The following is a 12,251-nucleotide window of genomic DNA, read 5'->3' on the forward strand; positions in this document are numbered from 1 at the left end:
ATCCTAATGTTTCAAGGATTGATTAAATCAATTATTTCTTCTTCGTTTCGGCCCGTCATTTCTCCTTCTACCGCCACCACCAGCACCACCTTCGTTTGTTATTCCAATATTAGGAGAGAGGTCTCTTTTTCCAAAAATTTCTCCTTTGAATATCCATACCTTGATACCTATTTTACCATAAATAGTATGTGCTTCAGAAATGGCATAGTCAATGTCTGCTCTCAATGTGTGTAAGGGAATTCTACCTTCCTTATACTGCTCAGTTCTGGCCATTTCAGCACCACCTAACCGACCTGCCACTTTTATTTTAATTCCTTGTGCCCCCACTCTCATGGTTGAAGCAATAGCCTGCTTCATTGCTCTTCGGTAAGAAATCCTGGCTTTCAATTGCTGTGCTATAGACTCACCTACCAATACAGCGTCCAACTCAGGTCGTTTAATTTCAAAAATATTTATCTGAAGATCCTTACCTGTAATTCTCTTAAGTTCCTCTTTGATCTTATCTACCTCAGCACCACCTTTTCCAATTACTACTCCCGGCCTGGCAGTGTGGATTGTTAATGTGATTCTTTTGATCGTTCTTTCAATGACAACCTTAGATACTCCACCTTTAGGAATCCTAACGTTAACATAGTTTCTTATCTTCTGGTCTTCTACAAGTTTGTCTGCAAAAGATTTTCCACCGTACCAATTGGAATCCCATCCTTTTACAATACCTAACCTAAGTCCTACAGGGTTTACTTTTTGTCCCATTTGTATTAGTTTTCTGAATTTTCAGTATTTTCAATATTTTCAGAGACATTGTAGCTATCTACTACTAAAGTCACGTGATTAGATCTTTTTCTGATCCTATGCGCTCTTCCCTGTGGAGCTGGTCTAAGTCTCTTCAACATTCTCCCACTATCCACAAAAATTTCCTTCACATATAAATCTGCTTCTTCAAGCTTCTGATCTTCGTTTTTAGCCTCCCAGTTTGCAACCGCCGAAAGCAATAATTTATCAAGCCTGGCAGCACCTTGTTTAGCTTCAAATTTCAAAACATTGAGTGCGTTGTTTACCCTTTGACCTCTTACCAAATCAGCAACCACTCTCATCTTTCGAGGCGAAGTAGGTACGTTTTTAAGTTTTGCTACTGCTTCCATATTATCTTTTGCCTTTATCCTTTTTTGAAATATGACCTCTGAAATTTCTGGTTGGTGCAAATTCACCCAGCTTGTGACCTACCATATTTTCAGTTACAAACACAGGAATAAATTTGTTTCCGTTATGAACTGCAAAGGTAAGACCTACAAAATCTGGTGAGATCATTGACCTTCTTGACCAAGTCTTGATTACAGATTTTTTACCAGATTCCGCTATTGCATCAACCTTCTTTTCTAATCTAAAATCTATATAAGGCCCTTTTTTTAAAGATCTTCCCATTATTTTTTCCTTTTACTAATGATCATTTTATTCGAATATTTCTTAGGCGTTCTGGTTTTCTTACCTTTAGCATACAAACCAGTTCTTGACCTTGGATGACCTCCAGAAGACTTACCTTCTCCACCTCCCATAGGGTGATCCACGGGATTCATAGCCACACCTCTTACTCTAGGTCTTCTTCCTTTCCATCTATTCCTTCCAGCTTTACCCAATCTCACATTCATGTGATCAGAATTAGATACAGTACCAATAGTTGCAGTACACGTCACTAACACCATCCTCATTTCTCCAGAAGGAAGCTTTACAGTAGCATATTTCCCTTCACGAGCCAAAAGTTGCACATAGGTTCCGGCACTTCTTGCCATCGACGCTCCTTTACCAGGCTTCAATTCAACGTTGTGAATTATCGTACCTAAAGGAATCTCTGACAGAAACAAAGTGTTCCCAACTTCCGGGGCAACACCAGCACCTGAAACTACTTCCTGACCCACTTTTAATCCGGCAGGTGCAATAATGTATCTTTTTTCACCATCAGCATAATACAACAAAGCGATTCTTGCTGTACGCATTGGATCATATTCTATTGACTTTACCGTAGCAGGAATATTATGTTTTTCCCTTTTAAAGTCAATTTCTCTGATTTTCCTTTTGTGACCTCCACCTACATTTCGGATGGTCATTTTACCTGTATTGTTTCTACCTCCCGTACGGTGTACAGATTTAGTCAAAGACTTCTCAGGAGTAGATGTAGTAATCTCAGTAAAAACCGGAGCGACTCTGAATCTTTGTCCTGGGGTTGTAGGTTTTAGTTTCTTAACTGCCATTTGTATCTATATTTATACTGCGCCGTAAAAGTCTATAATTTCTCCTTCAGCCACCTGAACGATAGCCTTCTTGTATGAAGATGTGCTTCCTGCTATCACTTTAGATTTGGTGTACTTTGATTTAGATTTACCAGCATACACCATCGTGTTAACACTTTCTACAGTGACTCCATAAGCTTTCTCGACCGCCTTTTTTATCTCCACTTTATTAGCACTTTTGTCCACTACAAATCCGTATTTACCACTTTCATTCATGGCAGACATTTTCTCAGTTACTAATGGTTTCTTTAAAATACTCATCTTACTTACTTAATAAGTTTACAATTTTCTCTATGGCTCCCTCGCACAACAACAACCTATCAGCTTTCAACAGATCATATGTATTAATACCATCCACAGTGGTTACAGAAGCATTCTTCAAGTTTCTACTTGACAAAACAACATTCTTATCATCTTGGCTTAACACCAATAGTGTCTTCTTATCAGAAACAGAAAGGTTAGTAAGTAATCCTGTATAGCTTTTTGTTTTTGGAGCATCAAAAGAGAAATCTTCCAAAACAGAAATTTCTTTATCGTTTGCCTTATAACTCAGTGCTGACTTTCTAGCTACGTCTTTTAGCTTCTTATTCAACTTAATAGTGTAGTTTCTTGGTCTGGGTCCAAAAACTCTACCTCCACCTCTGAAAACAGGAGACTTTATACTACCAGCTCGTGCTGTACCTGTTCCCTTTTGTTTCTTTATCTTTCTTGTAGAGCCAGTTATTTCAGCCCTTTCTTTCGACTTGTGCGTACCTTGTCTCTGATGGGCTAGATATTGTTTTACATCAAGGTATATAGCGTGATCATTTGGTTCTATTCCAAATATATCTTTAGATAACTCAACTTTCCTGCCGGTATCTTCTCCGTTACTGCTTAGTACTGAAACTTTCATAATTACTTCTCAATTATTACAGTTGAATTTTTAGAACCAGGAACCGAACCACTAACCAGGATTAGATTCTTTTCAGGTATGATCTTCATTACCTGTAGGTTTGTAATCTTTACTCTATCTCCTCCGGTTCTTCCCGCCATTCTCATTCCTTTGAAAACCCGAGCCGGGTAAGAAGCTCCACCGACAGATCCAGGTGCTCTAAGTCTATTGTGCTGACCATGAGTAGCCTGTCCAACACCACCGAAATTATGTCTCTTAACAACGCCCTGAAAACCTTTACCTTTAGATTTACCTATAACATCAACAAAATCTTCTTCTTTGAAAACATCGCCCACATTAATAGTATTACCCAGCTCAACCTGACCTTCAAATTCTTCTCTGAAATCTCTAAACTCTATTACCTCCATCTTAGGAGTAGTTTGAGCTTTAGAAAAATGACCTTTGAGCGCCTTAGGCGTGTTCTTCTCCTTACGTTCTCCATAAGCGAGCTGAACAGCAGTATAACCATCTGTCTCTTCATTCTTTACTTGCGTTACTACGCAAGGACCAGCTTCAATCAGCGTGCATACGACGTTACGTCCATCGGCACTATAAATGCTAGTCATCCCTATTTTTTTTCCTATTATACCAGACATTGTAGTATCTAAATTCTTTATAAAAAAGTGCGGCTCAAAGCCGTTCCTGTGAAAAGGACTGCAAAGATAGCGATTCTAAATTTGCAGTCAAAATATTCGTAATAAATATTAAAAATATATTTAGACAAAAAAAGAACCAATAAATTCTCCATTATTGGCTCTTTCAATGCAATTAATATTCTTAATCAGACTTTAATCTCTACGTCAACTCCACTTGGTAACTCAAGTTTCATTAAAGCATCAACTGTCTTCGCACTGTTGGAATAAATATCCACCAGCCTTTTGTAAGTACAAAGCTGAAACTGCTCTCTTGACTTCTTGTTTACGTGGGGAGATCTAAGTACAGTAAACTTCTCTTTAACAGTAGGAAGGGGTATTGGCCCACTCACTACAGCTCCCGTAACTTTTACTGCTCTTACGATTTTCTCTGATGATTTATCAACCAAATTGTGATCGTAAGACTTAAGTTTTATTCTAATTTTCTGATTCATAATCTTTATTCAATTTAAGCTGGCTGGCCTTTAACATCCGCAATCACTGTATCGGCGATATTTTTTGGTACACTGTAATAGTGCGAAAATGTCAGAGAAGCAGTTGCTCTACCTGAGGTGATAGTCCTCAAATCAGTAACATATCCAAAAAGTTCAGACAAAGGAACATCAGCTTTTATTACCTGAGAAACTCCTCTTGTATCCATGCCTTTCATAAGACCTCTACGCTTGTTAAGATCTCCCGTAACGTTTCCTGTATATTCATCAGGAGTAACTACTTCAACAGCCATAATAGGCTCCAACAATACCGGATTTGCTTTTTTAGCGGCTTCTCTAAACCCCATTCGTGCTGCCAATTCAAAAGAAAGTGCATCGGAATCCACGTCGTGGAAAGATCCATGATACAATCTTACTTTCATATCATCTACAGGATATCCGGCTAAAGGCCCATTAGTCATTGCCTGTTTGAATCCTTTTTCAATCGCAGGAATGAATTCTTTAGGAATAACACCACCCACAATATTGTTAACAAACTGCAAGCCTGTTCCTTCAAAATCTTCGTCTTTAGGTCCTAATTCGAATACGATATCAGCAAATTTACCACGTCCACCAGATTGTTTTTTGTAAACTTCTTTGTGTTCTACAGTAGTTTGTAATGCTTCTTTATACGCTACCTGAGGAGCTCCCTGATTGATTTCAACCTTAAACTCTCTCTTCAATCGGTCTATAATAATATCAAGGTGAAGTTCTCCCATCCCTTTAAGAATGGTCTGGCCTGTTTCGTGGTTTGTTTCTACAACCAAGGTAGGATCTTCCTCAACCAGTTTCGAAATACCCATTCCCAGTTTATCTACATCAGCCTGAGCTTTAGGCTCAATAGCATAACCAATAACCGGATCTGGAAACACCATAGATTCTAAAACAATCTTGTTTTTTTCATCACAAAGTGTATCGCCAGTTTTGATATCTTTAAATCCTACTACAGCAGCAATGTCCCCACAATGCAAAGAATCAATTTGATTTTGCTTGTTGGCGTGCATCTGGAATATTCTGGATATTCTTTCTTTTTTTCCTGTCCTTGAATTGTGTACATAAGAACCTGAATCCAAATGTCCAGAATATGACCTTACGAAACACAATCTCCCAACAAATGGGTCGGTTGCAATTTTAAATGCCAATGCAGCAAAAGGAGCATCAAAATCAGGCTTTCTGGATACAGCTTCTTCAGTGTCTGGATTTGTTCCTACTATGCTATCCCTATCTAGAGGGGATGGAAGCAATTCCATTACATAATTAAGCATTGTTTGAACACCCTTATTCTTAAAGGCTGATCCGCACAACATTGGTACAAATGCCAAATCAATTGTTGCAGCCCTCAAAGCAGCTACTATTTCATCTCTAGTGATGGAATCCGGATCTTCGAAATATTTCTCCATCAACTTTTCGTCATACTCAGCAACAGACTCTACAAGTAAATCCCTGTACTCTTTCACTTCGTCAACCATATCAGCAGGGATTTCTATTTCTTCGAAAGTCATTCCCATATCTTCCTCGTTCCAGATAAGTGCTTTGTTTTCAACAAGGTCAACTACTCCTTTGAACGTCTCCTCAGCTCCGATAGGTAATTGTAAAGGAACAGCTTTGGTTCCTAACATTTCTTTTACCTGCTTACACACTTTCAAGAAGTCAGCTCCGGCTCTATCCATTTTATTGACAAAGCCAATTCTTGCAACTTTATAGTTGTCTGCCAATCTCCAGTTAGTTTCTGATTGTGGTTCTACCCCATCGACAGCACTAAATAAGAAAACCAGACCATCAAGAACCCTCAACGAACGATTTACCTCTACGGTAAAATCCACGTGACCGGGAGTATCAATAATGTTGATGTGATAACTATCACCTTTGTAAGGCCAGAACACTGTAGTTGCAGCTGAAGTAATGGTGATACCTCTCTCCTGCTCCTGTGCCATCCAATCCATAGTAGCCGCACCATCGTGAACCTCTCCTATTTTGTGACTTACTCCTGTATAATATAGAACACGTTCAGTAGTAGTAGTTTTACCTGCATCAATATGAGCAGCAATTCCAATATTACGCGTGTATTTTAAATCTCTTTTTGCCATCGGGGTAATTCCTATTAAAATCTGAAGTGTGAGAATGCTTTATTTGCATCTGCCATTCTGTGGGTATCATCTTTCTTCTTCACAGCAGCTCCTTCTCCTTTTGATGCAGCTATTATCTCAGCTGCCAATCTTTCTTTCATTGTCTTTTCACCGCGTGCTCTAGAGTATGAGATCATCCATTTGATCCCTAGTGAAGTTTTTCTTGCGGGCCTGACCTCAATAGGAACCTGAAATGTAGCACCTCCAACTCTCCTACTCTTCACTTCTACAGAAGGCATGATGTTGTTTAATGCTTTTTTCCAAGTATCAAGACCATTCTCACTTGTTTTTTCTTCTACAATTGCTATCGCATCATAGAAAATAGAATAAGCAATACTCTTCTTCCCGTCAACCATCAGGTAGTTCACAAACTTAGATACTAAAGTATCTTTAAACTTGGGATCAGGAAGAATATATCTCTTCTTTGGTTTAGCTTTTCTCATTTTTTATTTATTGATAATTATTTTTTATCTTTTGGCCTCTTAGCACCGTATTTAGACCTTCTTTGCAACCTGCCACTTACTCCAGCGGTATCAAGTGCTCCTCTAATGATGTGGTATCTTACACCTGGCAAATCTTTCACCCTTCCTCCTCTGATCAATACAATAGAGTGCTCTTGAAGGTTGTGACCTTCTCCAGGAATATAGGCATTTACTTCTTTACCATTGGTCAACCTAACTCTGGCCACTTTTCTCATTGCCGAATTAGGCTTTTTAGGAGTGGTGGTGTACACTCTGGTACAAACCCCCCTACGCTGAGGACAAGAATCCAAAGCTGGAGATTTTGATTTTGACACCAAAGTTTTTCTACCTTTTCTTACTAATTGCTGTATAGTAGGCATTTACTTATATTTTAATATTAATTCTTTCCTTTTAAAAATCGGAACGCAAAAATAGGGATAAAATATTCTAAACAAAATATCTTTCAGAAAGATTTTGAAATTGCCAGAAATAAGTTTTATGAATCCGGATACTCCTGATTCAATTCGTGCATTATGCCAGGGATTTCAAAACCATTTATCTACTCTAATGAAGGCGTATCTATAATTTGATTTAGTCCTTACAGTAAAAAAGGACTGAAGATTTACATCCTCAGTCCTTCAAAAAATTTCTAATCAATACCACTAAGCCTCTCCGATTGTTCCGCCAAAATTCATAGGGAATTTTGGTGAATCATCTACCTGCTTAATAGGACCGAAAGTTTTTTCATACTTATGTATATTCTCTTGAAGAGCCATCAACAATCTTTTAGCATGTTCAGGAGTAACAACTACTCTTGACTTAACTTTTGCTTTTGGAACACCAGGCATTAATCGGATAAAATCGATCACAAACTCAGAATTAGAATGGGCAATCATAGCCAAATTGGCATATACTCCCTCAGCTATTTCTTCGGATAATTCTATATTGATTTGTCCTGTTTGTTGTTTGGCTTTTCCTTCCTCTTCTTTATTACTCATTTTCACTCAATTCTACAGATCTGTTGAAACTTTCTTTCGAAGCTACCAAAGTATCGTATTCCTCTTGAGAACCTACTATTAATTCCTGAAATTCTCTTTGACCAGTTCCTGCTGGTATTAAATGTCCAACGATTACGTTTTCTTTCAAACCAATCAAATGATCCCTCTTGCCTCTGATAGAGGCTTCACTCAATACTTTAGTAGTTTCCTGAAATGACGCTGCAGATATAAAACTCTGAGTAGCCAATGATGCCTGGGTAATCCCTTGCAACCTGGGCTCAGATACTGCCGGAGCAGCATTTCTTACCTGAACAATCTTCAGGTCTCTTCTTCTAAGGCTTGAGTTTTCATCTCTAAGCATTCTGGTAGTAATAATTTGACCCGGTTTAACGTTTTCAGAATCCCCAGCGTCCGATACAACTTTTTGATCCAAAACAGAATCATTTTCTTCCATGAAAATATGCTTATCAACAATTTGCCCCGGTAAGAAACTAGTATCACCAGCATCAAGAATATTCACTTTTTGCATCATTTGGCTAACTATCGTTTCAATGTGCTTATCATTGATCTTCACACCTTGCAATCTATATACTTCTTGTATTTCATTAACCAAGTATTCCTGAACTGCTGTTGGCCCTTTAATAGCCAATATATCAGCAGGAGTAACAGCACCATCAGAAAGAGAATAACCTGCTTTCACAAAGTCATTGTCCTGAACCAGAATGTGCTTGGAAAGCGATACCAAATACCTCTTTTTAACCCCATCCTTAGACTCAATAAATATTTCCCTGTTTCCTCTTTTGATACCTCCATAGGTTACAACTCCATCAATCTCACTTACAACAGCAGGGTTAGATGGGTTTCTCGCTTCAAACAGCTCCGTTACTCTGGGAAGACCTCCAGTAATATCTCTGGATTTCCCCATCATCCGGGGTATTTTTACCAATATCTGTCCTGCCTTCACCTTATCTCCTTCTTCTACTGATAAGTGGGCTCCAACAGGAATATTGTAAGACTGTTCATTCTCACCACTTTCTACTATTATAGAAGGGTTCTTTGTTTTATCCTTAGTATCAATAATTACTTTCTCTCTGTGCCCGGTCTGATCGTCAGATTCTTCTTTGTAAGTAATACCTTCTACAATGGATTCAAATGCTACGGTACCATCAAAAGCAGATAAAATCACTGCATTATAAGGATCCCAGTGAAACAACCTATCTCCTTTAGTAACCTTAGCTTTGTCTTTTACATTGATAAATGCACCATAAGGAACGTGATTGGTAATTAATACTTTTTTAGAAGCAGGATCTATAATTCTAACTTCACCTGAACGTCCCATTACCACATCCACTTTTTCCTTGTCTCCATTGGTAGTGGTTACTGAGCGCAAATCTTCAAACTCTACTATTCCATCAAACTTAGCAATAATACTAGCCTCAACAGCAATGTTAGATGCAGTACCCCCAACGTGGAACGTCCTCAAAGTAAGCTGCGTACCAGGCTCACCTATAGACTGGGCGGCAATGACTCCAACAGCCTCGCCCTTCTGAGCCATATTTCCTGTTGCCAGGTTTCGACCGTAACATTTGCTACAGATTCCTTGTTTGGTTTCACAAGTCAATACGGACCTGATTTCAACTTCTTCTATACTGGTAGCTTCAATTTTTGCTGCAATACTTTCAACTATTTCTTCGCCAGCACCTACTAAAAGTTCTTCTGTAATTGGATCATATACATCATGTACAGAAACCCTACCCAAAATTCTTTCTGACAATGGTTCAACAATATCTTCATTGTCTTTAAGTGCAGTAACGGACAACCCTCTCAAAGTCCCGCAATCTTCTTCATTAACCACCACATCCTGAGCTACGTCAACAAGTCTTCTGGTTAAGTAACCAGCATCTGCAGTTTTAAGAGCTGTATCTGCAAGACCTTTTCTTGCACCGTGAGTAGAAATAAAATACTCGATTACATCCAGTCCTTCTTTAAAGTTAGACAGAATAGGGTTTTCAATGATCTCACCTACTGAACCTTGCAAGTTCTTTTGGGGTTTTGCCATAAGCCCCCTCATTCCGCCAAGTTGACGAATTTGCTCTCTCGATCCCCTCGCACCTGAGTGCATCATCATAAAAATTGAATTGAAGCCCTGGTCTTCTTCTTCCAATTGCTTCATCAGGGTGCCTGTAAGTAAAGAGTTTATTCTTGTCCAGATATCAATTACCTGGTTGTATCTTTCATTATCAGTAATAAGCCCCATTTGATAATTGGCCCATACTGCTTCTACCTCTTCTTTGGCCTGAGCTACCAACTTCTCTTTCTCTTGAGGAATTTTGATATCACCAAGTCCCATAGACAACCCACCTTTATAAGCAGACTGAAATCCAAGTGTTTTAATATCATCCAGGAAGTTGGCCGTTCTAGCCATACCTGAAATATTAAATACCATGGAAATAATTTTCTGAAGCTTCTTTTTAGTCAAAAGCTCATCAACATACCCAACCTCTTCCGGAACAAACTGATTGAAAATAACACGTCCTGCTACCGTCTCTATTATTTTGGTTTCAAGCTCTCCATTTTCGTTCCTTACTTTTGTTCTTACTTTAATATAAGCATGCTTGGAAAGTTGTTCTTCATTGATGGCAATGATTACTTCTTCTGCACTATAGAAAATTCTTCCTTCACCCTTTACAGGTGTTTCTTCAGTTCCTCTTCTTCCTTTAGTCACATAATAAAGACCCAATACCATGTCCTGAGATGGTACAGTAATAGGAGCTCCATTGGCAGGGTTTAGAATATTATGAGAAGCCAACATCAATAAGGACGCTTCCAATACAGCCTCATGCCCAAGAGGCACATGAACCGCCATCTGGTCACCATCAAAATCGGCATTGAATGCCGTACAAGCCAATGGGTGCAACTGAATTGCTTTTCCTTCAATCATTTTAGGCTGAAATGCCTGAATACCCAATCTGTGAAGTGTTGGAGCCCTGTTTAGTAATACAGGATGCCCTTTCAATACATTTTCAAGGATATCCCAAATTACAGGATCTTTTCTATCGACAATTTTCTTAGCAGACTTTACGGTCTTTACTATCCCTCTTTCAATCAGTTTTCTGATAATGAATGGTTTGAAAAGTTCTGCAGCCATACCCTTTGGAAGACCACATTCATGCATCTTCAACTCAGGGCCAACAACAATTACAGAACGGCCAGAATAATCTACCCTTTTACCAAGTAAGTTTTGACGGAATCTACCCTGCTTACCTTTAAGCATATCACTCAAAGATTTCAAAGCTCTGTTTCCATCAGATCTTACTGCATTCACTTTTCTTGAATTGTCAAACAAAGAATCAACGGCTTCCTGAAGCATTCTTTTTTCATTCCTTAGAATTACTTCCGGAGCTTTAATGTCAATCAGTCTCTTTAACCTGTTGTTTCTTATAATTACTCTTCGGTACAAATCATTAAGATCCGAAGTGGCAAAACGACCTCCATCTAATGGAACCAATGGCCTTAGTTCTGGTGGAATAACAGGAACCATTTTGATAATCATCCATTCCGGCTTGTTCTCAATACGTGTTTTTGCCTCTCTGAATGCTTCAACAACTTTCAACCTCTTAAGAGCTTCCGCTTTTCTTTGCTGAGATGTATCAGTAGCTGCCTGATGTCTTAATTCATAAGACAATTCATCCAACTTGATTTTTGATAATGCATGTTCCAAAGCATCAGCACCCATCTTGGCGATGAATTTTTGAGGATCTTCATCATCAAGCATTTGGTTTTCTCTTGGAAGTTTATCTAAAATATCCAGGTATTCATCTTCCGTTAAGAAATCAAATTTATTGATTCCATCTTCTTCCTTCGCTCCAGGCTGAATTACAAGATACCTTTCATAATAGATAATTTGATCCAACTTCTTAGTAGGAATACCAAGAAGGTAACCAATTTTATTTGGCAAAGACTTAAAGTACCATATATGTGCCACAGGAACCACCAATTCGATGTGTCCCATTCTCTCTCTTCTTACCTTTTTCTCAGTAACTTCAACACCACATCGATCACAGATGATACCTTTATATCGTATCCTTTTGTATTTACCGCAATGACATTCCCAATCTTTTACAGGTCCAAAGATTCTTTCACAAAACAAACCTCCCATCTCGGGTTTGTATGTTCTGTAATTTATGGTTTCAGGTTGAGTAACCTCACCATGAGAACTTTCCAGAATAGATTCGGGAGAAGCCAAACTAATTGTTACTTTAGAAAAGTCAACGTTCAGCTTTTTATTTTTTCTGAATGCCATAATTTATATTTATGTTAAGCAGCC

At 38.5% G+C, this 12,251-nt stretch carries 13 protein-coding genes; all 13 read right to left on the bottom strand.

Going from position 1 to position 12,251, the window contains the following annotated elements:
• Window positions 1-27: 27 nt before the first annotated feature.
• Window positions 28-753: a 30S ribosomal protein S3 gene (gene rpsC, locus AAOP42_RS20860; RefSeq protein ID WP_349530529.1), complete on the bottom strand. Its 726-nt coding sequence runs from the start codon at window positions 751-753 to the stop codon at window positions 28-30.
• A gap of 5 nt (window positions 754-758) precedes the next feature.
• Window positions 759-1,142, bottom strand: coding sequence for a 50S ribosomal protein L22 (gene rplV, locus AAOP42_RS20865; protein ID WP_349530530.1), 384 nt, complete (start codon window positions 1,140-1,142; stop codon window positions 759-761).
• A 1-nt stretch (window position 1,143) separates the two neighbouring features.
• Complete coding sequence (rpsS, locus tag AAOP42_RS20870; RefSeq protein WP_349530531.1) at window positions 1,144-1,422, bottom strand: 30S ribosomal protein S19; 279 nt, start codon at window positions 1,420-1,422, stop codon at window positions 1,144-1,146.
• On the bottom strand, window positions 1,422-2,246 hold the full coding sequence (rplB, locus tag AAOP42_RS20875) for a 50S ribosomal protein L2 (RefSeq protein ID WP_349530532.1): 825 nt from the start codon (window positions 2,244-2,246) through the stop codon (window positions 1,422-1,424). The genes rpsS and rplB overlap by 1 nt, the downstream gene beginning before the upstream one ends.
• 12 nt (window positions 2,247-2,258) lie before the next feature.
• A complete protein-coding gene (gene rplW / locus AAOP42_RS20880) occupies window positions 2,259-2,546 on the bottom strand; it encodes a 50S ribosomal protein L23 (RefSeq protein WP_349530533.1) in 288 nt (95 codons plus the stop codon).
• A 1-nt stretch (window position 2,547) separates the two neighbouring features.
• Window positions 2,548-3,177 (bottom strand): 50S ribosomal protein L4, encoded by a 630-nt coding sequence (gene rplD, locus AAOP42_RS20885; RefSeq protein ID WP_349530534.1) that lies wholly within the window; start codon window positions 3,175-3,177, stop codon window positions 2,548-2,550.
• 2 nt (window positions 3,178-3,179) lie between these two features.
• On the bottom strand, window positions 3,180-3,812 hold the full coding sequence (gene rplC / locus AAOP42_RS20890) for a 50S ribosomal protein L3 (RefSeq protein ID WP_349530535.1): 633 nt from the start codon (window positions 3,810-3,812) through the stop codon (window positions 3,180-3,182).
• 185 nt (window positions 3,813-3,997) lie between these two features.
• Window positions 3,998-4,303, bottom strand: coding sequence for a 30S ribosomal protein S10 (gene rpsJ, locus AAOP42_RS20895; RefSeq protein WP_349530536.1), 306 nt, complete (start codon window positions 4,301-4,303; stop codon window positions 3,998-4,000).
• Between the two features lie 14 nt (window positions 4,304-4,317).
• Window positions 4,318-6,426, bottom strand: a complete 2,109-nt coding sequence (fusA, locus tag AAOP42_RS20900; RefSeq protein WP_349530537.1) for an elongation factor G — start codon at window positions 6,424-6,426, stop codon at window positions 4,318-4,320.
• A gap of 14 nt (window positions 6,427-6,440) precedes the next feature.
• Window positions 6,441-6,908: a 30S ribosomal protein S7 gene (gene rpsG, locus AAOP42_RS20905; RefSeq protein ID WP_349530538.1), complete on the bottom strand. Its 468-nt coding sequence runs from the start codon at window positions 6,906-6,908 to the stop codon at window positions 6,441-6,443.
• A gap of 17 nt (window positions 6,909-6,925) precedes the next feature.
• A complete protein-coding gene (gene rpsL / locus AAOP42_RS20910) occupies window positions 6,926-7,306 on the bottom strand; it encodes a 30S ribosomal protein S12 (protein ID WP_349530539.1) in 381 nt (126 codons plus the stop codon).
• A 282-nt stretch (window positions 7,307-7,588) separates the two neighbouring features.
• On the bottom strand, window positions 7,589-7,924 hold the full coding sequence (locus AAOP42_RS20915) for a DUF3467 domain-containing protein (protein WP_349530540.1): 336 nt from the start codon (window positions 7,922-7,924) through the stop codon (window positions 7,589-7,591).
• Window positions 7,917-12,227 carry a DNA-directed RNA polymerase subunit beta' gene (rpoC, locus tag AAOP42_RS20920; protein ID WP_349530541.1) on the bottom strand — a complete coding sequence of 1,437 codons (4,311 nt, stop codon included), beginning with the start codon at window positions 12,225-12,227 and terminating at the stop codon, window positions 7,917-7,919. Before rpoC ends, AAOP42_RS20915 begins: the two co-directional genes overlap by 8 nt.
• Window positions 12,228-12,251 lie beyond the last annotated feature (24 nt).

This window comes from Reichenbachiella sp. MALMAid0571 (genome assembly GCF_040151475.1).
In the GTDB taxonomy this organism is placed as follows: domain Bacteria; phylum Bacteroidota; class Bacteroidia; order Cytophagales; family Cyclobacteriaceae; genus CAXBNB01.